This is a genomic window from Constrictibacter sp. MBR-5, from assembly GCF_040549485.1.
Lineage (GTDB): Bacteria > Pseudomonadota > Alphaproteobacteria > JAJUGE01 > JAJUGE01 > Constrictibacter.
Map to the genome: position 1 here is coordinate 446,637 of NZ_JBEPTK010000001.1, position 22,436 is coordinate 469,072.

Consider the following 22,436-nt stretch of genomic DNA (forward strand, 5'->3'; position numbering starts at 1 on the left):
GGAAACGACCGTGGCTGCAGACGCCGCCGATCGCATCACCCGCCTGTGCCCCCTGCCCGACCCCGACCGGCTGCCGGCCCTCGACCGCCGCCATGCGTCCGTGCCGGCCGGTGCGGGCCTCGGCCCCGACGCGCATCCGCCGCGGATCCTGCTGCTCTACGGGTCGCTGCGCGAGCGCTCCTATTCGCGCCTCGTCGTCGAGGAGGCGGCGCGGCTGGTGCGCTTCTTCGGCGGCGAGCCGCGCATCTTCGATCCGTCCGACCTGCCGCTGCCGGGACAGATACCTGGGGACGACCATCCGGCGGTGGCGGAACTGCGGGCGCTGTCGATCTGGTCGGAAGGGCAGATCTGGTGCAGCCCGGAACGGCATGGTCAGATCACCGGCGTGATGAAGACTCAGATCGACCATCTGCCCCTGAGCATCGGCGGGATCCGGCCCACGCAGGGCCGGACGCTGGCGGTCATGCAGGTCTCCGGCGGATCGCAGTCGTTCAATGCGGTGAACACCCTGCGCCTGCTCGGCCGCTGGATGCGGATGCTCACCATGCCGAACCAGTCGAGCGTGGCGAAGGCCTATGACGAGTTCGACGCGGACGGCCGCATGCGCCCCTCGGCCTATTACGAACGGATCGTCGACGTGGTCGAGGAACTGATGCGCTTCACACTTCTCACCCGCCCGCACGTCGCGACGCTGACCGACCGCTATTCCGAGCGCGTGGCGGCGGACCGGGCGCCGACGGGCCCGGATCTCTCGGCGATCGCGATCGCGCCGCAGCGCGCGACGGGACGCTAGGCGGATGCCGGACGCGCGAACGGGCGGAAAGACGAGCGGAAAGACGGGCGACCGGCGCCGCGCCGTCATCGTCACCGCGCTCGGCTGCGGGCAGATCATCGCCTGGGGCTCGACCTATTACCTCACGGCCGTCCTGGCCGGGCCGATCGTCGCGGATACCGGCTGGCCGGCGGGCTGGGTGGTCGGCGCCCTGTCGATCGGCCTGCTGATCTCCGGGCTCGTATCGCCACGCGTCGGCCACCTGATCGACCGCCACGGCGGCCGCCCGGTACTCTCCGGCAGCGCACTGCTCCTCGCCGGCGGCCTCCTGACGCTGGGGCTGGCGCCGTCGCTGCCGGTATTCGTCGTCGGCTGGATCGTCATCGGCGTCGGCATGGGGATGGGCCTGTACGACCCGGCCTTCTCGGCGCTCGGGCGCATCTACGGGACGGACGCGCGCGCCGCCATCACGATGGTGACGCTCTATGGCGGCTTCGCCAGCACCGTCTGCTGGCCGTTCAGCGCCTTCCTGGTCGAGACCGTGGGATGGCGCGGCACCTGCCTGACCTACGCCGCCATCGCGCTCGCCGTGCTGCTGCCGCTCTACTGGTTCGGCATGCCGCGCGAGGCGCGGCGCGTGGACGACGCGCCGAGCGCCGACGGCAGCGCGCCGGTGCGCGGACGGGTGCGACCGGACCAGCGGGTGGCCTTCGTGCTGCTGGCGGCCGGCTTCACCATCGCCGCGATGATCATGACCGTCCTCGCCGTGCACCTGCTGACCCTGCTGCAGGCCCAGGGCCTGACGCTGGCCGCGGCGGTGGCCCTCGGCACGCTGCTCGGGCCGGCGCAGGTCGGCGCCCGCATCCTGGAGGCCGCCTTCGGCCGCAACCGGCACCCGATCTGGAGCCTGCTGGTCTCGACGCTGCTGGTGCTGGTCGGCATCTTCATGCTGATCGGCGCGCCGGGCATCGCCGCGGCGGGCATCGTGCTGTACGGCGCCGGCAGCGGCATCCGCTCGATCGCACGCGGCACCGTCCCGCTCGCCCTCTTCGGCCGCGAGGGCTACGCGATCCTGATGGGCAAGCTCTCGCTGCCGACGCTGGTGGCGCAGGCGGCGTCGCCGATGGTCGGCGCGCTGCTGATCGAGGCGTTCGGATCGGGCGGGACGCTGCTTGCCCTCGCCGTGGCGGCCGCGTTCAACACGGTGCTCGTGCTGATGCTGTTCCCGATCGCCTTCCGGAGCGAAGCCGGCGCGCCGGCGCCGTAGGCCGCGGGGCACGGTCCGACCGATCCGCAGACGAGAGGCCGCCGCAGCGATCTGCCCGGCCCGCCGTTTTTGCGTCTTCCATTGATTCTATAATTCATGTATCGATGAATTATGGAACACGAAGGCTTCGCCGCGACCCTCTCCGCCCTCGGGCATCCGACCCGGCTGTCGGTCTTCCGCCTGCTGTCGCGCCGTGCCCCGGGCGGGGTGCCGGCGACCGAGATCGCCGAGGCCGTCGGGGTGGCACCCAACACGCTGTCGGTGCATGTCGACATCCTGACCAGAACCGGCCTGATCGAGCGCCAGCGTCAGGGCCGCTCGCTGCTGTACCGGCTGAACGTCGAGGGCGCGGGCGCGCTGATCGACTATCTCGCCGGCGACTGCTGCCAGGGCCGGCCCGACATCTGCGCGCCGCTCTACAACCGTGCCGCCAACCTGAACCTGCCGGGGAGTGCCCAAGCGATGGTACCGGACAGACCGCTCAACGTGCTCTTCATCTGCACCGGCAATTCCGCCCGCTCGATCTTCGCCGAGGCGATCCTGAACCGGATCGCCGGCGGCAAGTTCCGGGCGTTTTCGGCCGGAACGCACGCCTATTCGGAGCTCAATCCGCGTGCCGTGGAGCTGCTGCGGCGCAACGGCTACGACGTTTCGGGCCTGCGGTCGAAGCACGTCGCGGAGTTCCAGGCGCCCGGCGCGCCGGCGATGGACTTCGTGTTCACCGTCTGCGACCGGTCGGCCAACGAGGACTGCCCGCCCTGGCCGGGGCAGCCGATGACCGGCCACTGGGGCGTACCCGACCCGGTCAAGGTGGAGGGCACCGACGCCGAGAAGGCCCTGGCCTTCACCGAGGCCTTCCGGATGCTCTACCACCGCATTTCGGCCTTCGCCGCCCTGCCCTTCGACACGCTCGACCGCATGTCGCTGCAGAAGCAGATCGACCGCATCGCCCTGGACTCCGGCACGCCGGCCGCGGCCGCAGGCTGACCGCCGTAAACCGACAGGACTGTACATGGCAAGAATCGCGATCAACGGCCTGGGCCGCATGGGAAAGCTGCTCGTGCGCGCCCTGTTCGACGGCGGCCACGGCGGCGACGTCGTGCTGCTGAACGACGCTGCCGGCGATCCCGCGGTGCATGCGCACCTGCTGGAGTTCGACACCGTCCACGGGCGATGGGACCGACGGATCGGCCACGACGAAGAGGCAGTGACGATCGGCGACCGCCGGGTCCGCCTGACGACGCAGAAGCGCATCGAAGACCTGCCGCTCGCGGCGCTGGGCGTCGACCTGGTCGTCGACTGCACCGGCGTCTTCAAGACGCCGGCGAAGCTGCAGCCCTACTACGATGCGGGCGTGGCCAAGGTGGTCGTCTCGGCACCGGTCAAGGAGGCGCCGGCGCTGAACCTGGTCTACGGCGTCAACCACCACCTCTACGACCCGGCCGAACACCATCTGGTCACCGCGGCGAGCTGCACGACGAACTGCCTCGCACCCGTGGTGAAGGTGCTGCACGAGGCGATTGGCATCACCCATGGGTCGATCACGACGCTGCACAACGTCACGAACAGCCAGGTGATCGTCGACCGGCCGCACAAGGACCTGCGCCGTGCCCGCTCGGCGCTGAACGCGCTGATCCCGACGACGACCGGATCGGCGACGGCGATCACGCTGATCTATCCGGAACTGAAGGGACGGCTGAACGGCCATGCGGTGCGCGTGCCTCTGCTCAACGCCTCGCTGACCGACTGCGTCTTCGAGATGAAGCGGCCGACCTCGGTGGAAGAGGTCAACGGCCTGTTCGAGGCGGCCGCCGGCGGCCCGCTCGCCGGCATCCTGGGATACGAGACGCGGCCGCTGGTCTCCACCGACTATCGCGGCGACCCGCGCTCGGCGATCGTCGACGCCGCCAGCACGATGGTGGTGAACGGGACCCAGGTGAAGGTCTACGCCTGGTACGACAACGAGTGGGGCTATGCCTGCCGGCTGGGCGACGTGGCGATGCTTGTCGCAAAGGCCCTCGCGGCGAATGGAGTTCCGTCGAGGGGGATGGTGTCGTGACCGCGGCATCCGACCTCGCGCGGCGCAACGCGCTCGGCGCCTATGCCGCAGTCACGGCCGCCTACTGGGCCTTCATGCTCACCGACGGCGCGCTGCGCATGCTGGTGCTGCTGCACTTCCACACGCTGGGCTTCTCGCCCGTCCAGCTCGCCTATCTGTTCCTGCTCTACGAGTTCATGGGCATCGTGACCAACCTGTCGGCGGGCTGGATCGCCGCCCGGTTCGGCCTCACCTCGACGCTCTATGCCGGCCTGCTTCTGCAGATCGTGGCACTGGCCGCCCTCACGCAGCTCGATCCGGCCTGGACCATGGCCGTGTCCGTCGCCTTCGTCATGCTAGTCCAGGGGGCATCCGGCGTGGCGAAGGACCTCGCCAAGATGAGCGCCAAGAGTGCGGTGAAGGTGCTCGCCCCGGCCGAGGACCAGGGTGCGCTGTTCCGCTGGGTGGCGGCGCTGACCGGGTCCAAGAACGCAGTGAAGGGGCTCGGCTTCCTGCTCGGCGCGGCGCTGCTGGCGACGATCGGCTTCCAGGGTGCCATGGTCGGCATGGCCGCCGTACTGGCCGCCATCCTGGCCGCGGTCGTGCTGCTGATGCCGGCGGGCCTGCCGCGCGGCAAGAAGAAGGTGAAGTTCGCCGAGGTCTTCTCGAAGAACCGCAACGTCAACCGCCTCTCGGCCGCGCGCATGTTCCTGTTCGGCGCGCGCGACGTGTGGTTCGTCGTCGGCATTCCGATCTATTTCTACGGCGTCCTGTCCGACGGCACGCCCGAGGGCAACCGCGCCGCCTTCTTCCTGATCGGCAGCTTCATGGCGGTCTGGATCATCGGCTACGGCATCGTCCAGGCCTTCGCGCCGCGGCTGCTGCGGGCACGCGACAAGGGGCTGGCGCAGACGGTCGGCATGGCGCGCCTCTGGGTGGGCATCCTCACCCTCGTCCCGGCGGCGCTCGCCGCGGCCGCCTTCTTCGCGGGCGGTGCGGTCGAGACATGGCTGACGGCGCTGCTGGTGATCGGACTGCTGCTCTTCGGCGCGGTGTTCGCGCTCAACTCCGCGCTGCACTCATACCTGATCCTCGCTTTCAGCGAGGGCGACCGGGTGACGATGGACGTCGGATTCTACTACATGTCGAATGCGGCCGGCCGATTGCTCGGCACCCTCCTCTCGGGGCTGAGCTTCCAGGCGGGCGGCCTGCCGCTCTGCCTCGCGACGGCAGCGGCGATGGCGGCGGCGAGTTGGCTGTGCGCCGGGCGACTCGCCAAGCAGCGCGGCCTCTCGGCCGCCTGATGGCGTCGCGGCTGGCACGGAAGCTGCTTCGGGTGCGACCGCCAGGTCCGGACAGCGACCTGCGGTGACTGCATGGCCCCCCGCGGGGAGCGCATGAACACAGCCCTCCAGTCATGTTGCATCGCACAAATCACTGCTCCATATTGCTCCTGCGAGGCGAACGAAGACCTCGCCCAGGACGACAAGAAACGACGCGAGGGAACGCCAACACAAGGAGATTGTGATGCGTTCCGAAATCTACCCGACCCAAGGCCGCCCGGCCGCAACGGCCTTCGCACCCGCGAATAACCACAGCCCGCTCGACACCAGCGTGGTCCTGACCTCGGCCCGTGGCTGTATGTCGGACGAGGCCTATCACGGCGTCGTTCTGTCCGCCGCACTGCGGTCCGGCATGACCTACCTGCGCACCCATGCCCCCGCCCTCGCCCAGCGGCTGGTACAGCCGGCCGGCCGCCCCGGTGTCTATGGAGGCACGCGATGAGCCAGGAAAAGTTCGCGTATCGGCATATCTCCTCCATGGAGATGACGCACTACCTGAACGAGGCACGGCGTGAGCGGGCCGAAGTGATGGCGCAGCTGACCGCCCGGGCCGGGAGCTGGATCCGCGGCCTGTTCAGCGGCACGACGCGCGGCCAGTCCGCAGGCCGGAACGTCGACGTCGGTCGTATGGCGGCGCGCGGCCGCTGACATATGCATCGTTTCCGTAACGACCGCAGCCGCACGGGCCGATCCCGCCGGGATCGATTCCCCTGCATCGACCACGGCGGAGCCGCCGGCGCCGCGAACCGACCGCACTGACGGCCGGAGCGCCGACGGCTCCCCCACCACAGAAACTTCTAGGACGCGAAGCGCCCGCCGCCGCCCGCCATTGCGCTCGGCATGCCGCCGCCCGATCCTGCGACCCACCGGCAACGGCCGGTACACGGACGGGAGGAACGCGGCATGGCCCAGGACGCCGCCGTCGCAGCAGCGACGGCCGTACTCGACGCCTTCATGGATGCGCTCAATCGCGGCGACGAAGCCGGGGTCAACGAGGCCTTCAACTTCCCGCACGTCCGCATCGCCAGCGGCCGCGTCGCGATCTTCGAGAAGCGCGGCGACTACGGCCTGGACATCTTCCGGGCGCGCGCCGGCGACGGCTGGCACCATTCCGCCTGGGACGAGCGCAGCGTCATCCAGTCCGGCCCCGATAAGGTGCATTTCGCCGTCGTCTTCAGCCGCTACACGGCCGACGGCCGACGGCTCGGCAGCTTCCCTTCGGTTTGGATCGTGACCTGCGTCGACGGCCACTGGGGCGTCCAGGCCCGGTCGAGCTTCGCGCGGTAGCGAGGCAACCGGTCTCAACCGCCTGGTGTTGCCGCGGCATCAGGCAGCCGAAGCCTCGACGTCGGAACCGGCAGCGTACGGCCGCGGCGCTCGCCGCGCCAACCGATCTGGGGGCAGGGTCACGATGACGGACGTACCGTGGCCGATCCGGCTCCTCACCTCGATGGTTCCGCCATGCTGTTCGACGAGGCGCTTCGTCAGGGAGAGCCCGAGGCCGGTGCCCTCCTGTTGCACTCGCGCGAGCCGGCTGTCCGCCTGCCAGAACGGCTCGAAGAGATGCGCCTGGTCGGCCTCCGAGATTCCGACGCCCGTATCGTCAACCCGAATCTCGATCTCGCCCGCCGCAGTCACCGACGCACCGATCCGAACGGTGCCGTGGTCGGGCGTGAACTTGATCGCGTTGGTCGCCAGATTGAGCAGGACCTGGAGCGTGCGGCGGCGGTCGATGTACGCCGTGAGCGCCTCGTCGCCAAAGACGACGCGGAAGTCGATCCGTTTTGCGTCCGCGCGCGGCCGGAGCATCGTCTGACATTCCTCGATCAGTTGGTCGAGGAGAACCTCTTCGTCGGACAGGACCATCCGGTCGGCCTCGAGCGAGGAGAAGTCCAGTATGTCGTTGATGAGCTGCAGCAGGTGCTGCCCACTGTTCGCAATGTCGTCCACATATTCGCGATAGCTGTCGTGGCCGAGCGGGCCGAACATCTCGCTCCGCATGATGTCGGCGAAGCCGATCACCGCGTTCAGCGGCGTCCTCAACTCGTGGCTCATGACCGCCAGGAAGTCGCGTTTCGCGGCGTCGGCCGCCGTCGCCGTCGCGAGCGCCTGCTGCAACTGGCGTTCGCCCTCCTTTATCGGCGTTATATCGATCGATACGCCGTCCCAGACGGTACTGCCGTCGGGATGCCGCTCGGGGACGGCCTTTCCCTGCATCCAGATCGTACGGCCATCCCGCTCGACGCGATAAACGCATGACCAGGGCACCAGCTTCTCACGCGACTCCGCGATGGAAGCGCGCATGAGGGCCCTGTCCGCCGGATGGACATGACGAAGCCGCGCCATTGCGTCGGCATAGACCTCGTCCGCAGTGACGCCGTAGATGTCGAACACGCTTTCGCTGATGAAAGTGAAGCTCTGCGTGCCATCGGCGTCGATCTTCAACTGGAACACCACCCCCGGCACGTGCGCCGCGATCCGCCTCAGGACCTCGTTTCGCTCACGCGTGGCGCGCTCCCGAAGATATCTATCGGTGACGTCGCTGGTGGTCCCCCGGTAGCCCGCGAAGGCGCCGGTCGGGTCGCTCACCGGCTTGCCGCTGCCGCTCCAGTACAGTTCGCGGCCGTCCCTGAATCGCACCCGGTAGGTGAGGTCATGATATGGCTTCCGCGCCGCGACCTTCTCCTCGAGCAATTCCGTGCCGTCCACGACGAGTCCGATCCGATCGAGCTCCTGAGGCAGAAGACCGATCATCTCCGATTCGGGGATGCCGGTGATCTTCTCGAATCGCGGCGATACATAGGTGTAGCGGCCAGCGGCATCGCGCTCCCACAGCCAGCCGGTGCTGGTCTCCGCGATGTCGCGCAGCCTCTGCTCGCGTTCCATCACCCGCTTGGTCTCGGCCGCGGTGATCCTGTTCAGCGCGTGCAGAAAATCCATCCCGGTCGCGAGGCCGAGATAGGCACCGCGGCGCGTAACCACGAACGCTTCGGGCACCTGATCGCCGGTATTGGTGAAGCTCGCTTCGAGAACAAGAGGCAGCGGCAAGTCGGCATCGACCATGGGCGGTGCCGGATCCATGAGTCGGGTCACCGGCTTGCGATCGAACAATTCCTCCATGAACGGCTTGGCCATCCTCGTCAGAAACTGCGTGCGGTTGACGAGACCGACCGGCGTGCCTCCGTCGGTGACGGCCAATGCCGGCCATTCCGGACGTTCCTTCAGAAGTTCCCGCACCGCGGCGCAACTCTCGGCCGCCGGAACCGAGGGCACGCTTCGGATGATCGAAGTCGCCGTCGTGCCTGGTCCCACACTGGAGAGATCGCGGCCGGAGGGGGTCCCGCCGGCCGGAAGAGAAGGAACGATGGTCACGCTACCTCGCACACGATAGGAATTCTGCCGCCTCGCGCCGGTCGGAAGATGACCGAGGCTGCCCTAACGATTAGTCAACAATCGCAGGATGGGCGGCAGCGCCGGGACCCACCACTACAAATTCTCAGCGGGCCCCCGATGATCAATCGATCAACAGACAAAGTATTGCAGTTTGATTACGGAATGTCTTTTTCACGCTAACGCGCTCTTCAGAAAATACTGGCATAGCAGCGGCAAGTTCTCGTTGGTCCAGGTGTAACAATGTTGTCGCGCATTTTTCGTCGCCGGATCGAGGTCAAGCTCGGAGCCGCGCTGGCGCTCGCCCTGGGCCTCGGCCTGCTTGCGCTCGGCTCGACCGCGCTGGGCACGCTCGACCGGCTCGTTGCAGACTATCGGGTACGCGTGGGCATGTCCGACGCCTTGAACGAAGAGCTCCGCACCGCGATAACCGAGCTGCAGTCCCAGTATCTCGACATCCCCCGGATGCTCGACAGCGATGCGGTCTCCGCCGTGGCCGGTTGGGCGAGAGCCCGACCCGGAATGCAGGAGCGCCTGCACGAAGGGCGCGACGCCCTGGTCGCACGCTACCCCGGACGATCCCAGCGACGGGACGTGCAGAAGCAGGGACAAGTGCTGATCGAGGAACATCCGGACGGCGTGAGCGTCTCGTTCGGGGTCTTCACCAACGGCGCCTTCGCCGAAGCCGTGCGGGAACTGCGTATCACGACCAGCGACCCCGCCCCGATCGCCGCGGAGGCGCGAACCGTCATGGCCGAAGCAGGCGACGCCGGAGCGCTGGAACGACGTCGGCAGATGCTGTTCTCTCGTTTGGCCGACGCCGCATTGGAGGCGGAGGCGGCGCGAAATGCCCTTGTCGGCCGCGTCGACGAGATCAACCGCAAAGACGGCCAGATCATCGGCCACACCGAGGAAGCCCGGCGCCGCATGCTTCTGCTCTCGGTCGCCGTGCTCGCCGCAACGCTTCTGGCCCTGCTGCTCGTGGCCCGGTTCATCGTCATTCGGCCTTTGCGGAGCGCGACGGGCCTTTTGAGAGCGGTGATCGACGGTGCCGAAATCGAAGTGGGCCAGCCGTCGCGCCTCGACGAGATCGGCGACCTGGGCCGCGGCGTCGTCCGCCTGCAGCAGACGCTGGCCGACAACCGCCGGCTGACGCAGCAGCAGTCGGAGGAGCAGGCCGCGCGCGACGCCGAGCGCGCGGAACGTGAGCGCCGGGCACGGGCGTTCGAGGCGGCGACGCTGTCCTTCAGCGAGGTCCTGCGCGATCTGACGCACGGTCTCACCGCTTGTTCGCAGGACATGCAGCGGACGGCACGTGCCATGGCGCACACGGCCGTGGAGACGAAGACGCGGGCCGCGTCGGTACGTCGCGCCGCGGACGATGCGGCCGCCAGCAGCCAGGCGGTAGCGGCCGCCTCCGAGCAGCTGGCCGCCAGCACGCAGGAAATCGACCGGCAGCTGGTGCTGTCGGGGCGCGTCGCCGATGCCGCTGCAACCGATGCGGGGCGCACCAGCGACAGTTTCGGGACGCTCACGCGGGCGGCGGCACGGATCGATTCCATCCGCGGACGCATCGCCGGCGTCGCCTCGCAGACGACCCTGCTGGCATTGAACGCCTCTATCGAGTCCGCGCGCGCCGGAGAGGCCGGCCGCGGCTTCGCCGTCGTCGCGAGCGAAATCCGAACGCTGGCGCAGCAGACGGAGCGCGCGACGGGCGAGATCAGTGACGACGTGCAGTCGATGCAGGCGGCGATGACGGCCGCGCGGGCTGCCGTCGGCGCGATCGGCGGCACCGTCGACGAGATGCGCCAGATCGAGCGCACCATCGCGGCGGCCGTCGAAGGCCAGGGCGCCGCCGTCGCCGAGATCGCGCACAGCATACAGGCGGCGGCGGCCGGGACGAGCGCCGTATCGCTGCACATCGCCGGCGTGGAATCGGACGCGGAGACCACGGAACGCGCCGCGGAGCAGGCGGTGACCGCCGCCGAGGTGCTGGCACGCCGAATCGGGGAGCTTCAGGCCGCGGTGCGGTCCTATCTGGAAGCCGGCAGGGCGGAGTTCGCCGCCTGATCCGCGACGGTCTCGACGCCATGCGAGTCGATGGGGCTAAGTGCGTCGATCGGACGGTCGACGCGGCGGCTCCGTACGATGGGAACGCAAGCGTCGGCGCGGACGTCCTTCACGCATGACGACGTCACGGGAACCACCGCATGGACGAATTTCTCGCGCCGCTGCTGCACTGGATCATCCGTACCCTTGAATGGGGCGGGATCGCCGTCATCGTGATCGGCACCGCGAGCGCCAGCATCGCCTATCTCGGCCGCCAGATGCGTGGCGGAGACGGCGATGAGAACTACCGGACTTTCCGCACCGGCCTCAGCCGGGCAATCCTGCTCGGCCTCGAGTTCCTGGTGGCCGCGGACATCATCAACACCGTGGCCATCGAACCGACGCTCGACAGCGTCGCCGTCCTGGGCGGCATCGTTCTGATCCGTACCTTCCTCAGCATGTCGCTGGAGGTCGAGATCGACGGGCGCTGGCCGTGGCAGCGCTGGCGCGAGCCGCAGAGCGGCGCGGACAAACGGTAGCGCGACCACCGTCGCGACAAATCGCTGCCCACGCGGGGATCACAGGGGCGGCTGCCGGGAACATTCGGCCGTCTCGGCGGTTGTCCCGCCATGATGACCCATCGCGACTTCATCCCCGATACCACCGAGCGCGTGGTGGCGCGCACCGCCGGGCACGTGAACCGGCGCATCGCGCAGCAGATGGAGGCTTCGGTCGCGCGATGCGCGGACCGGCCGGATCGCATCGCGCGGCGGCTCGCCGAACTCGACCGTGAATGGGACGTGGAGCGCGCGCTGGAGGCGAACGCCGCCAGCCTCGCGCTCTGCGGCGTCCTGCTGGGCGTGACGGCCGACCGCCGTTTCCTCGCCCTTCCCGCCCTGGTGACGGCCTTCCTCCTGCAGCACGCGGTGCAGGGCTGGTGCCCGCCGCTGCCGGTGCTCCGGCGCCTTGGCATCCGGACGGCGACCGAGATCGCCCGCGAACGATACGCCCTGAAATATCTGCGGGGCGACTTCGGCGAGCCGCCCGCCGGCGGGACGGCGCCGGAGCGGGCGCGCCGGGCGCTCGCCGCCGCCCACTGAGGAGAAAGAGACCATGCCCAGGCGCCAGACGATTTCCGCCGCAGCCGTCGTCCTGATCGCAGCGGGCTGCACGGGGGCCGGCGAGAGCGGGCCGACGGCGCGGGCACCGGGGGCGCCGGAAAGCACCAAGACCAGCCTGCTCGAGGCGGGCGCCACAGCACTGCAGCGCGACGCGCCCACCGACGCACTCGACGTCTATCTGGTCGGCTTCCATCCCATGAAGGCGGAGCCTGCCCACCAGATGGAGGCGCACCATTTCTGCCGGCAGGTGAACGAAGACTTCATGCAGTGCGCGCTCTACGACGGCAACACCGCGGACGCGAACCTGACCGGCATCGAATACATTGTATCCGAGCGCCTGTTCGAGGAACTGCCGGCGGAAGAGAAGCCGTACTGGCACCCGCACAACGGCGAGATCCTGTCGGGGCAGCTGGTGGCGCCGGGCCTGCCCACCGCCGCCGAACACGAACTGATGCGCGGCAAGATCAACAGCTACGGCAAGACCTGGCACACCTGGGACACCGGCCGCAGCGCAGAAGCGGCATCGCTGCCGCTGGGCGAGCCGAAGCTCGCCTGGTCCTTCAGCCGCTTCGGCGAGGCACGCGAAGGTCTGGTGGAGGCACGCGACCGGCGCATGGGGATCGATACGGAGGAGCGGCGCGCCGCCCGCCAGGATCTCGTGCCCCTCGCCCGCCCGCAGTCGGGCGTGGACGCCCTGAAGGGCCGCTTCGGCGGCGACACCCGGCCGATACCGGGCGTGGTCGCGAAGGACGGTGGCTGATCCGACAGACCGACGCGCGCGCCTGCGGCGCCGAGGCGCCCGGGTGCGGTCGGCGTCAGGCGGCACGGACCTGCGACAGGAAGGTGTCGACCCCGGCCCGGAGTTCGCTCGCCGTCTTCGCGAGTTCCTGCGCGCTGGACAGGACCTGCGCCGAGGCCGAACCGCCCTCGGCCGCCGCCTGACTGACCTGGGCGATCGCACCGTTCACCTCCGCAGTGCCCTGCGCAGCCTGCTGGACGTTGCGGGCGATCTCCTGCGTGGCGGCGTTCTGCTCCTCGACGGCCGAGGCGATGCCTGCCGCCGTCTCGCGATTGTCGGCGACTAGGCGGGAGATTTCGACGATGGCCGTGGCGGTATCCGTGGTGCCGCGCTGGACCGACTGGATCTGCGACGAAATCTCCTCCGTCGCCTTCGCCGTCTGGGTGGCCAGCGCCTTCACCTCGGTCGCCACGACCGCGAAGCCCTTGCCCGCCTCGCCGGCGCGCGCCGCCTCGATCGTCGCATTGAGCGCGAGGAGATTCGTCTGGCTGGCGATCGAGTTGATCAGGCCGACGACCTCGCCGATACGCTCCACGGCGCCGCTGAGCTGCAGCACCGTATCGCTGGTCCGTCCGGCGCTGGCGACGGCAGCGTCCGCCGACTGAGCCGACTGGGCGACCTGCTGCCCGATCTCCTGGACCGATGTCGCCAGTTCTTCGCAGGCCGTCGCCACCGTCTCGACGTTGGTCGACGCCTGGGTCGACGCCGCCGACACGTTCGCCGCCTGCGCGTTCGTCTCCTCGAGAGACGCGGTCAGCGTCTGCGCCGCCGCCTCAAGTTCGGTCGCCGCCGAGGTGATGGTCTGCACGGCGACACCGACGCCCGCCTCAAGGGTGTCCGCCATGGCGTGCAGGGCGCGGCGCTGCTCGTCCCTGGCGCGCGCCTCCTGGGCGACGACCTGCGCCTCCATCTCCTTGGTCCGCAGCATGTTCTCCTTGAAAACCTTCATCGTCTCGGCGACGTCGCCGATCTCGTCGCGGCGGCCGACGCCGAAGATGTAGACCTTGAGGTCGCCCTCGGCGAGGCTGCGCAGGCAGGCGATGGCCCGGCGGATGGGCGCGACGACGCCGTAGCGAGAAATTGCGAAGCCCACTGCGATGCCGAGCACGAGGCCGATGCCCGAGACGACCATCAGAAGCAGGCTGACCTGCTCGTAGGTCGCCGTCGCCTCCGCAGAGATTTTCGCGCCCTTGTCACCGGTAAAATTCACGTATTCGTTGACGGCATTGCGCAGCCCGGTCGCCTTTGCCTTGCTGTCCTGCACCGATGTCAGGATCGCCTTCTGGCTCTCGCCGATCTCGACGCCACCTCCCACCCGCTTCGCGACGGCAAGTGTGTCGTCGAGTTCCGCGGCATACTCGCTCCAGCGTGCCTCGACATCGACGAGAAGTTCCAGCTGGCGTGGGCCGGCGCTGGCACGCACGGCTTCGAGCCGCTTGCTGAACGCTGCGCGTTCCGCTGCGACGGCCTTCTCGGCCTCCGCCACCACCTCGGGCGAGGGATTGGCGGCCAAGCTGAACTCCGCACGGTTCAAAGCCAGCGCGTTCACGATCAGGCCCATGCCCGATTTCATCTCGTCACCGGCCAGTTCGATCTCGTTCCCGGCGCTGTTCATCTGCCTCAGCGCATCCACGCCGACGCCGGCGACGCCCACGACGACGGCGCCGAGCAGGCCGACGATGGCGAACACCTTCGTGGAAATTCGATAGTCAGAAAGCTTCTTCACGACAGCCTCCTACGGCTCAACCTTGGATCTGCAGCGAGCACGTCTCGGCCGTGGTGCGTCGCTTTCCGGAGCAAGTCTTAGGCGGGCTTTCATAACGAGGTGTGAAAAAGAGCATGTCAGATAATCTATGATTGCGGACAATCTGTCCCTGAACCGGTCCAGATCATGAAATCCCGGCCCATGGATAGGCTGTGCGATTTAGTCGCGGGTTTGAGCCGCGTTGCGGAACCGTTCCGGCTTCGACATGGCAACAGGCGCGCGCTGTCCTAAGAGGTACCGAAGCCGCCCTCGGGAGCGGCGAGTGTCACGATCTGCCGCAGCCCACCTTCCGGCCGGTTCTCCAGAGCGATCTCGCCGCCGTGGGCGCGGACGATGGTCTGGGCGACGGTGAGGCCCAGGCCGGTGCCGCCGGTGGCGCGGCTCCGCGACGCTTCGAGGCGGTAGAAGGGTGCGAAGACCTTCTCGTGCTCGGCCTCCGGGATGCCGGGGCCGCGGTCGTCGATGACGACGACGAGCCGGCTTCCGCGGCGTTCTGCGCGCACGTCGGCGCTGACGCCATAGGTTACAGCGTTGCCGATCAGGTTGGCGAAGGCGCGGCGCAGTGCCACGGCGCGGCCCTCCATCGGCAGCGGGCCGGGCACGTCGAGCGTGACCGCATGGCCGCCGTCGCGCACGTTCTCGCAGACCTGGGCGAGCAGCACGGCGAGGTCCAGGCGAGTGCGCGGCTCGTCGCCGGCCTCCTCGCGGACGAAGGCGATGGTCGACGACAGGATCGCCTCCATCTCGTCCAGGTCGCGCAGCATCTTGGTGCGCTGTTCCTCGTCGTCGACGAACTCGGCGCGCAGCTTCAGGCGCGTGATCGGCGTGCGCAGGTCGTGCGAGGCGGCCGCCATGGCGTAGAGGCGTTCCTCGACGAAGCGGCGGATGCGCCGCTGCATGCGGTTGAAGGCCTGGGCGGCGCGGCGGATCTCCTCCGGCCCCTCCTCGGGCAGCGGCGGTGCCGCGGCGTCGCCGCCGAGCCGGTCGGCAGCCGCGGCGAAACGCGCCAGAGACGCGGTGACCCAGCGGGCGATCAGCAGCGCCAGCAGCCCCAGGCCCAGCGTCAGCGCCGCCAGGGTCAGGCCGAGGCTGACCAGCCCGTCGTTCGGCGACCGGTCGCCCTCCAGCACGGCGAACAGGTCGATATAGCCTTCGTCGAGTTCCACCCGGACCTGCAGCCCTTCCGTCTTCGGCGGCGGGCGGCTGCGGCGCCGGTCGAGGCCTCGCTCGGGCCGCCCGTCGCCCCAGGGATCGTCGAGGCCGAGATCGGGCGGTGACGCCGAGGGTTCCGGCGGACGGTAGTAGCCGCGCGAGACGCCGATCCGCTTCGGCACGATCGGCGCCATGACGGTGCGCAGCCGCTCCTCGATCCAGCCGTCGAGCCAGCCCGGTTCCAGGTCTGCCGGCGGCCGCCCCTCGACCCAGCGCACGTGCAGCCAGGGACGGTCGACGGCGCGGGCGCCGCTCGCCCGCAGCTCGGGCGGCAGGCCGGCGACCAGCAGGGCGGCGTTGGCGATGCGTTGCTGCGCCTGGTAGGGGCCACGCCGGGGCGGGTCGCCGAAGGCGCCGCCCAGCGAGAGGCCGGCCGTCACCGCCAGGATCAGCACGACGCCGGCGATCAGCGTCAGGCCAATGCGCCCGGCCAGCGTCCGCGGCAGCAGGCGCACCGATCAGCGCTCCACGGACGGTGTGAACATATAGCCGCCGCTGCGCACGGTCTTGATCAGTTCCGGGCGCGCCGGATCGGGCTCGATCTTACGGCGCAGGCGGCTGACCTGGACGTCGATGCTGCGGTCGAATGGCGAGGACTCGCGCCCGCGCGTCAGGTCGAGCAGCTGCTCGCGGCTGAGCACGCGCTGCGGCCGTTCGGCCAATGCCAGCAGCAGGTCGAATTCGCCGGAGGTCAGCTCCACCGGCTGGCCGTCCGGTCCCGTCAGGGTGCGGCCGCCAGTATCGAGGGACCAGCCGGCGAAGGACAGGACGGAGGCCGGCGCCTCGCCCTCCCCCGCCCGTGGCGCAGCACCCGCGCGGCGCATGACGGCGCGGATGCGCGCCAGCAGTTCGCGCGGGTTGAACGGCTTCGCCACATAATCGTCGGCGCCGACCTCCAGTCCAATGATGCGGTCGATGTCCTCGCCCATGGCGGTCAGCATGATCACCGGCATGTCGGACTTGCCACGCAGCTCGCGGCAAAGGGTCAGGCCGTCGTCGCCCGGCATCATCAGATCGAGCACAACCAGGTCGATGCGCCGGTCGCGCAGGACGGCCCACATCGCTTTCCCGTCGGCGGCGGTCTCCACGCGAAAGCCGTGGCGCACCAGGAAGCGCGCCAGCAGGTCGCGTATTTCGCGGTCGTCGTCGACGACGAGGATCTGCGGCTGGTTTTCCATGAGGGCGATCATACAGGTCCCGCACGGCGCCCGGGCGCCGCTGTGTAACGAAATGTTTCGGCGCCCTCGCCCGCAACGGCCCGTAACAAATATGGCCGTTGGCGCAATGAACCGGCACAGGCCGCACACGCCCCCGCAACGCGTGGCCCCTAATTTCTGCATCGTTGGCATCACGGGAAGGCAACCCGGCACGATGCCAGCCCAACACCGGCGCCAGACGCCGGGGATCACGAACGGAGGACTCCATGAAGCGCATTTATCAGGTCACTGCACTGGCCGGCACCATCCTGGCCGGCGCCGGCGGGCTCGCCTTCGCCGCGGCCGACCACGACGGCATGCGCGGCGAGCGGGGCCGTCCCGGCCACCACCACATGCACAAGGGCGGCCATGGCGGCGGCCATGGCTATCACAAGGTCGGCTACCACAAGGGTGGCTTCGGCCCCGGCTTCTCGATGCGGCACATCGACGGCTCGCTCGCCTTCCTGAAGGCCGAGTTGAAGATCACCGACGCCCAGGAGCCGCAGTGGCAGAAGGTCGACGCAGCGATCCGCTCGGCGGCCGACCGCATGCAGTCCCTGCGCCCCGACCGCGGCGAGCGCGGACCCAAGGCCGAGGGTGCCGAGCGCGGCCCGCGGGCCGAGCGGCAGGAACGTCCGCAGCTGAACCCGGTCGAGCGCCTGGAGCGCATGGAGAAGATGGCGAGTGCGGCCAGCGAGAGCGCCCGCGAAGTCCGCACCGCGCTCGCACCGCTCTACGACTCCATGTCCGAGGACCAGAAGGAGACCGCCGACAAGCTGCTCCGCCGGATGCCGTTCCGCCGCTAACGCGACGGTTCCGGCCGGGCTGCCCGCCCCGGCGCGTTGACTCCCCCGCAAGCTGCGCCGGGGCGGGACACCATCCTTCCATGCTACGCTCCCCGCTCCGGCACCACCGGGACGGGGAGCGACGCATGTTCGGCTTCGACACGCCGCGCGAGGACCACGAGACCATCCGGCGCTGGTTCGCCGACTGGGGTGCGTGCGTCGCGTCGAAAGATTTCGATGGCGCCCGCGCCTATTTCGACGAAGCGGCCCTGGGCTTCGGCACCTGGATGGATATGGTCGAAGGGCTGGACCGGCTCGAGGCCGAGCAGTGGCGCAGCATCTGGCCGAACATCGCCGACTTCCACCACGACACCGACACGCTGCGCAGTGCCGTCTCGCCGGACCGGCTGATGGCGACCGGCATGCTGATCTGGACGTCGACCGGCTTCGAGCAGAACGGCACCCCCTACGCGCGGCCCGGCCGGACGACGGCTGTCCTGGTGCGCGATGCGGTCGACGCACCCTGGCGCGCGATCCACACGCACGTGTCGCTGTTCCGCGGCGTGCCGCAGCGGTCGTACGGACCGCTGTGAGGGCCCGTCAGCCGAGGTAGCGCCGCTCCAGGTGGCGGCGGAACGAGGCCGGGTCGAGCGGCCGGCCGGTGGCGTGCTCGAGCAGGGCGTCGGCCGATCCGTCGAACGACGCGCGGGCATGGACGTGCTCGCGCAGCCAGCCGACCAGCGGGGCGAAGTCGCCGCGGCCGATCGCCTCGCGCAGGCCGGGATGCGCCGCCTGCGCCGCCTCGAACAGCTGCGCCGCTCCCATCGCGCCCAGCGTATAGCTGGGGAAATAGCCCCAGGCGCCGTCGGGCCAGTGGATGTCCTGGAGGCAGCCGCGACGGTCGTCGGGCGGGCGGATGCCGAGGAGCTTCTCCATGCCCTCGCCCCATGCCTCGGGCAGGTCGGCGAGGTCGAGGCTGCCGCCGATCAGCGCCTGCTCGAGCCGGTAGCGCAGGATGATGTGCGCCGGATAGGTCACCTCGTCGGCGTCGACGCGGATGAAGCCGGGCGCCACGCGGATGTTGGCGCGGTAGAGATTGTCGGGCGTCCAGGCCTCGCCGTCGACGCCGAAGGCCTCGCGCAGGAGCGGCGCCACGAAGCCGGCAAATTCCCGGCTGCGGCAGGCCTGCATCTCGATGATCAGCGACTGGCTCTCGTGCACCGCCATGCCGCCATCCTGGCCGACGGGCTGATAGCGCCATTCCTTGGGGAGGCCCTGTTCGTAGAGCGCGTGTCCGGTCTCGTGCAGCACCCCCATCAGCGCCGAGGCGTAGTCGTCCTCATCGTAGCGCGTGGTGATGCGCGAATCGTCGGGCACGCCGCCCGAGAAGGGGTGGAGGCTGACGTCCAGGCGACCACGGTCGAAGTCGAATCCCAGGGTGCGCATCATGCGCTCCCCCAGGGCGCGCTGCGCCGCAACGGGGAAACGCCCCTCGGTCGGCAGCGGCGGCGGCCCCTGGCGGTCGAGGATGCGCGACAGCAGGTCGGGCAGCCAACTCTCCAGGTCGGCGAAGACCGCATCGATCCGCGCCGCCGGGCGGCCGGGGTCGAACTCGTCGAGCAGCGCGTCGTAGGGCGCCAGGCCCAGCCGCTCGCCCTTGGCGACCGCCGCCTCGCGGGTCAGGTCGAGCACCTCGCGCAGATGCGGCAGCAGCGTCGGGAAGTCCGAGTCGGCACGCGCCGTGCGCCAGACCGTCTCGCAGCGCGTGACGGCCCGCGACAGCGCCTCGACGAGCCGGCCGGGAACGGCCGTCGCATGGTCGTAGCGGCGCCGCATCAGGCGCAGGTTCGCCGCCTGCCACGGATCCAGCCGGTCGGCGGCTTCCGCCGCGGCGAGCAGATCGCCGACGGCAGGGTCGGTCTGCATTTCGTGGGCAATCAGGCGCAGCGTGGCGAGCTGTTCGCCGCGGGCCTCCGCACCGCCGGCCGGCATGATCACCGACTGGTCCCAATGCAGCATCCCGAGCGCGCCGCCCACCTTCGACATGCGGGCGAAGCGGCGTTCCAGTTCGGCGTAGCTCTCGGCGCTCATGGCTGCTCCCGTTCGTCGTGCGGCACGGGGTCGGGGTCGCGCCGCAGACCATAGGCCAGATAGACCCCGAGCAGCGTCACGGCCAGTCCGAACCAAGTCATCGCATACTGGAAGTGGTTGCGCGGCAGGTCGAAGCGGTCGCCTGAGGCGATCGGCGAACCTGCCGGCGGCGGTGCCGCCCCGGCAATGGGCGCCGCCGCGACATAGACGTCGGCCACCCCCTGCCCCGGCGGCAGGCCGGCGGCGGCGGCCATCGCGGTCGGGTCGATTCGATACCAGGCGTTACCGGCGGGATCGTTGTCCGGCGTGAAGAAGTTGCCCTCGGGCGGCAGGCGGACGACGCCCTCGATCGCCCCTTCGGTCGGGCCCGCGACGGCCGGCGGCATGTTGCCTCTCCGGTCGCGCGCCGCCATGGGCACCCAGCCGCGGTCGACGATCACCCAACCGCCGTCGGACAGCAGGAACGGCGCCACCACGTGCCAGCCGGCGCGGCCGGCATCGGTACGGCCGCCGAGCCAGAGCAGGGTATCGGGCTGGAAGCGGCCTTCGAGGCGGACGCGGACGAACTCGTCGCGCGGCAGGGCGGCGGCGGATGCCACAGTGACCGGCGGCGCCGACAGCTGCGCCTCGATCCGTGCGATCAGGTCGTCCTTCCACTGGGTGCGCTGCAGCTGCCAGAAGCCGAGCGCCAGGAGGATCGGGACGGAGACCAGGACGAAGAGCGTGGGGAACAGCCCCGGGCGAAACCGCATGGTTCAGACCGAGTCGTCGGGGGCCGCCGTGGACCGGTGCCGGTACTGCATTGCCACGAAGAAGGCCTTGAGGGGCCGCAGCAATCCGACGATCGCGCCGATGATGATAGGCGGCCAGAGGACGAGGTGCAGCCAGTAGGGCGGCTCGAGCTTGGCCTCTGTGATCAGCGCGGCCGGTACGATCAGCGCCCCGATCACGAAGATCAGGATGACCGCCGGCCCGTCGCCGGAATCATGGTGCCTTAGGTCGAGGCCGCAGGATTCGCAGCGCTCGCGGACGGTCAGGAAGCCGTCATAGAGACGGCCCCGGCCGCATCGCGGACACCTGCAGCGCAATGCGGCCTGGAGACTGGACGGGGCGTTTTCGATGTGCCCCGCCCCGCTCACGCGCCGAAGTACCAGTAGACGAAGATGAAGAGGAACAGCCAGACCACGTCGACGAAGTGCCAGTACCAAGCGGCGGCCTCGAAGCCGAAATGCTGCTCGGGGGTGAAGTGGCCTTTCATCGCACGGAACAGACAGACCGCGAGGAAGATCGTGCCGACGATGACGTGGAAGCCGTGGAAGCCGGTGGCCATGTAGAAGGTCGACGAATAGATGCCGTCCTTGAAGCCGAAGGTCGCCTCGTAATACTCCAGCGCCTGAAGGCTGCTGAAGAACAGGCCGAGCGCCACGGTACAGGCCAGACCCTGGATCAGCCCCTTGCGGTTGCCCTCGAGCAGCGCGTGGTGGGCCCAGGTCACGGTGCAGCCCGACAGCAGCAGCACCAGCGTGTTCAGGAACGGCACCTCGAAGGCGTGGAAGACCTCGACGCCCTCGGGCGGCCAGACGCCGCCGGTCGCCTCGGTCGGATACAGCGCCGCGTGGAAGAAGGCCCAGAAGAAGGCGGCGAAGAACATCACCTCGGAGGCGATGAACAGCACCATGCCGTAGCGCAGGCCGATGGCGACGACGGGATTGTGGTAGCCGGCGAAGGATTCGCGCAGGACGCTGCGCCACCAGCCGAACATCGTCGTGACGATCATCAGCACGCCGAGCGCCGCCAGCAACCACGTGCCGCCATGCATGTAGATGACCATGCCGGTGGCGAAGACGCCGCCCGACAGGGCGCCCACGAACGGCCACGGGCTCGGGTCGACGAGGTGGTAGGGATGTTTGGGTTCGCTGTGCCCTGCGGCGTGGCTGTCTGCCATCTTCGGTCTGCTCCGGCTCACATGCTCGCTGATTGCTGGCCTCAGCCGCCGCCGTTCCCGGCCACGACACTGGCGGTCCGCGCTCCGGGCCGATCAGGCTTCGGCTGGCCGGCGTCCGGCGCGGGGTAGAAGGTATACGACAATGTTATGGTGCCGACATCATCCAGATTGCGGTCTTCGGCGATCGCCGGATCGACGAAGAAGGTGACGGGCATGTCGATGCTCTCGCCCGGCTCCAGGCGCTGCTCGGTGAAGCAGAAGCACTGGATCTTGCTGAAATAGAGCCCGGCCTTCTGCGGCGTGACGTTGTAGACGGCCGTGCCGACGATGGGCCGGCTGCTCCGGTTCTCCGCCCGGTAGAAGGCGAGCCCCTGCTCGCCGACCTTCACGCGCACCTCGTGCTGCTCGGGCCGGAAGGCCCAGGGCAGCGCCGGGTTCACGTCGGCGTTGAAGCGGATGACCATCTCGCGGTCGAGCACCCTGCCGTCGGTCGCTTCCGCCACCTGGGTGGTGCCGCCATAGCCCGTGACCTGGCAGAAGAGCTGGTACAGCGGCACCGAGGCGTAGGCCATCATGCCCATGCCGGCGACGATCGCGACCAGCGGCAGCGCCACGCGGGCGTTGCGGCTGTCGATCGGCCTACGGGACTCGGGCGCGCTCATG

General features: G+C 69.4%; 23 protein-coding genes. 14 read left to right on the forward strand and 9 right to left on the reverse strand.

All coding sequences use genetic code 11. The features are described 5' to 3' along the window. Nucleotides 1-10: 10 nt before the first annotated feature. The 8 genes from arsH to ABIE65_RS02130 all read left to right on the forward strand — a co-directional run bounded on the left by arsH (nucleotide 11) and on the right by ABIE65_RS02130 (nucleotide 6,707). Entirely contained in the window at nucleotides 11-793 is a 783-nt protein-coding gene (gene arsH, locus ABIE65_RS02095; RefSeq protein WP_502918494.1) for an arsenical resistance protein ArsH, read from the forward strand. Between the two features lie 4 nt (nucleotides 794-797). Then, nucleotides 798-2,039, forward strand: coding sequence for an MFS transporter (locus ABIE65_RS02100; protein ID WP_354075202.1), 1,242 nt, complete (start codon nucleotides 798-800; stop codon nucleotides 2,037-2,039). A 111-nt stretch (nucleotides 2,040-2,150) separates the two neighbouring features. Next, on the forward strand, nucleotides 2,151-3,026 hold the full coding sequence (locus tag ABIE65_RS02105) for a metalloregulator ArsR/SmtB family transcription factor (RefSeq protein ID WP_354075203.1): 876 nt from the start codon (nucleotides 2,151-2,153) through the stop codon (nucleotides 3,024-3,026). A 25-nt stretch (nucleotides 3,027-3,051) separates the two neighbouring features. Beyond that, a complete protein-coding gene (locus ABIE65_RS02110; protein WP_354075204.1) occupies nucleotides 3,052-4,098 on the forward strand; it encodes an ArsJ-associated glyceraldehyde-3-phosphate dehydrogenase in 1,047 nt (348 codons plus the stop codon). After that, nucleotides 4,095-5,381, forward strand: coding sequence for an organoarsenical effux MFS transporter ArsJ (gene arsJ / locus ABIE65_RS02115; RefSeq protein WP_354075205.1), 1,287 nt, complete (start codon nucleotides 4,095-4,097; stop codon nucleotides 5,379-5,381). Before ABIE65_RS02110 ends, arsJ begins: the two co-directional genes overlap by 4 nt. Nucleotides 5,382-5,604: 223 nt before the next feature. After that, the gene (locus ABIE65_RS02120; RefSeq protein WP_354075206.1) at nucleotides 5,605-5,862 is read left to right on the forward strand and encodes a hypothetical protein; all 258 of its coding nucleotides are present in this window, start codon (nucleotides 5,605-5,607) and stop codon (nucleotides 5,860-5,862) included. After that, a complete protein-coding gene (locus ABIE65_RS02125; protein WP_354075207.1) occupies nucleotides 5,859-6,068 on the forward strand; it encodes an RSP_7527 family protein in 210 nt (69 codons plus the stop codon). Before ABIE65_RS02120 ends, ABIE65_RS02125 begins: the two co-directional genes overlap by 4 nt. A gap of 255 nt (nucleotides 6,069-6,323) precedes the next feature. Further along, nucleotides 6,324-6,707 carry a DUF6841 family protein gene (locus ABIE65_RS02130; RefSeq protein WP_354075208.1) on the forward strand — a complete coding sequence of 128 codons (384 nt, stop codon included), beginning with the start codon at nucleotides 6,324-6,326 and terminating at the stop codon, nucleotides 6,705-6,707. 39 nt (nucleotides 6,708-6,746) lie between these two features. On the opposite strand, the gene ABIE65_RS02135 is transcribed toward ABIE65_RS02130, so the two are convergent. Further along, nucleotides 6,747-8,657: an ATP-binding protein gene (locus ABIE65_RS02135; RefSeq protein WP_354075210.1), complete on the reverse strand. Its 1,911-nt coding sequence runs from the start codon at nucleotides 8,655-8,657 to the stop codon at nucleotides 6,747-6,749. Between the two features lie 396 nt (nucleotides 8,658-9,053). Here ABIE65_RS02135 and ABIE65_RS02140 point away from each other — a divergent pair, with 396 nt between their 5' ends. From ABIE65_RS02140 to ABIE65_RS02155, 4 genes are all read left to right on the forward strand, one after another. Beyond that, nucleotides 9,054-10,880 carry a methyl-accepting chemotaxis protein gene (locus ABIE65_RS02140; protein WP_354075211.1) on the forward strand — a complete coding sequence of 609 codons (1,827 nt, stop codon included), beginning with the start codon at nucleotides 9,054-9,056 and terminating at the stop codon, nucleotides 10,878-10,880. Nucleotides 10,881-11,020: 140 nt separating this feature from the next. Next, on the forward strand, nucleotides 11,021-11,398 hold the full coding sequence (locus ABIE65_RS02145) for a DUF1622 domain-containing protein (protein WP_354075212.1): 378 nt from the start codon (nucleotides 11,021-11,023) through the stop codon (nucleotides 11,396-11,398). Between the two features lie 90 nt (nucleotides 11,399-11,488). Continuing rightward, on the forward strand, nucleotides 11,489-11,959 hold the full coding sequence (locus ABIE65_RS02150; protein ID WP_354075213.1) for a hypothetical protein: 471 nt from the start codon (nucleotides 11,489-11,491) through the stop codon (nucleotides 11,957-11,959). 13 nt (nucleotides 11,960-11,972) lie between these two features. Further along, nucleotides 11,973-12,740: an OBAP family protein gene (locus ABIE65_RS02155; protein WP_354075214.1), complete on the forward strand. Its 768-nt coding sequence runs from the start codon at nucleotides 11,973-11,975 to the stop codon at nucleotides 12,738-12,740. A gap of 55 nt (nucleotides 12,741-12,795) precedes the next feature. Here ABIE65_RS02155 and ABIE65_RS02160 read toward each other — a convergent pair whose 3' ends face one another. The 3 genes from ABIE65_RS02160 to ABIE65_RS02170 all read right to left on the reverse strand — a co-directional run bounded on the left by ABIE65_RS02160 (nucleotide 12,796) and on the right by ABIE65_RS02170 (nucleotide 16,934). Next, on the reverse strand, nucleotides 12,796-14,505 hold the full coding sequence (locus ABIE65_RS02160; protein ID WP_354075215.1) for a methyl-accepting chemotaxis protein: 1,710 nt from the start codon (nucleotides 14,503-14,505) through the stop codon (nucleotides 12,796-12,798). 266 nt (nucleotides 14,506-14,771) lie between these two features. Further along, complete coding sequence (locus ABIE65_RS02165) at nucleotides 14,772-16,211, reverse strand: sensor histidine kinase (RefSeq protein ID WP_354075216.1); 1,440 nt, start codon at nucleotides 16,209-16,211, stop codon at nucleotides 14,772-14,774. Between the two features lie 3 nt (nucleotides 16,212-16,214). Beyond that, nucleotides 16,215-16,934 (reverse strand): response regulator, encoded by a 720-nt coding sequence (locus ABIE65_RS02170; RefSeq protein ID WP_354075218.1) that lies wholly within the window; start codon nucleotides 16,932-16,934, stop codon nucleotides 16,215-16,217. A gap of 245 nt (nucleotides 16,935-17,179) precedes the next feature. Between ABIE65_RS02170 and ABIE65_RS02175 the strand changes: the two genes are divergently transcribed. After that, nucleotides 17,180-17,758, forward strand: a complete 579-nt coding sequence (locus ABIE65_RS02175; protein WP_354075220.1) for a Spy/CpxP family protein refolding chaperone — start codon at nucleotides 17,180-17,182, stop codon at nucleotides 17,756-17,758. Between the two features lie 125 nt (nucleotides 17,759-17,883). Then, the gene (locus ABIE65_RS02180) at nucleotides 17,884-18,330 is read left to right on the forward strand and encodes a YybH family protein (protein ID WP_354075221.1); all 447 of its coding nucleotides are present in this window, start codon (nucleotides 17,884-17,886) and stop codon (nucleotides 18,328-18,330) included. Between the two features lie 7 nt (nucleotides 18,331-18,337). Here the strand turns inward: ABIE65_RS02180 and ABIE65_RS02185 are convergent, their stop codons facing one another. Genes ABIE65_RS02185 through ABIE65_RS02205 form a run of 5 tightly spaced genes read right to left on the reverse strand, consistent with a single transcriptional unit; the run spans nucleotide 18,338 to nucleotide 22,435 of the window. Next, nucleotides 18,338-19,828, reverse strand: a complete 1,491-nt coding sequence (locus ABIE65_RS02185) for a carboxypeptidase M32 (protein ID WP_354075222.1) — start codon at nucleotides 19,826-19,828, stop codon at nucleotides 18,338-18,340. Then, a complete protein-coding gene (locus ABIE65_RS02190; RefSeq protein WP_354075223.1) occupies nucleotides 19,825-20,580 on the reverse strand; it encodes an SURF1 family protein in 756 nt (251 codons plus the stop codon). The genes ABIE65_RS02185 and ABIE65_RS02190 overlap by 4 nt, the downstream gene beginning before the upstream one ends. A 3-nt stretch (nucleotides 20,581-20,583) precedes the next feature. Beyond that, nucleotides 20,584-20,967 (reverse strand): DUF983 domain-containing protein, encoded by a 384-nt coding sequence (locus ABIE65_RS02195; protein WP_354075224.1) that lies wholly within the window; start codon nucleotides 20,965-20,967, stop codon nucleotides 20,584-20,586. Next, nucleotides 20,964-21,773 carry a cytochrome c oxidase subunit 3 gene (locus ABIE65_RS02200; RefSeq protein ID WP_354075225.1) on the reverse strand — a complete coding sequence of 270 codons (810 nt, stop codon included), beginning with the start codon at nucleotides 21,771-21,773 and terminating at the stop codon, nucleotides 20,964-20,966. The genes ABIE65_RS02195 and ABIE65_RS02200 overlap by 4 nt, the downstream gene beginning before the upstream one ends. A 41-nt stretch (nucleotides 21,774-21,814) precedes the next feature. Next, nucleotides 21,815-22,435, reverse strand: coding sequence for a cytochrome c oxidase assembly protein (locus tag ABIE65_RS02205; protein ID WP_354075226.1), 621 nt, complete (start codon nucleotides 22,433-22,435; stop codon nucleotides 21,815-21,817). Nucleotide 22,436: the final 1 nt, after the last annotated feature.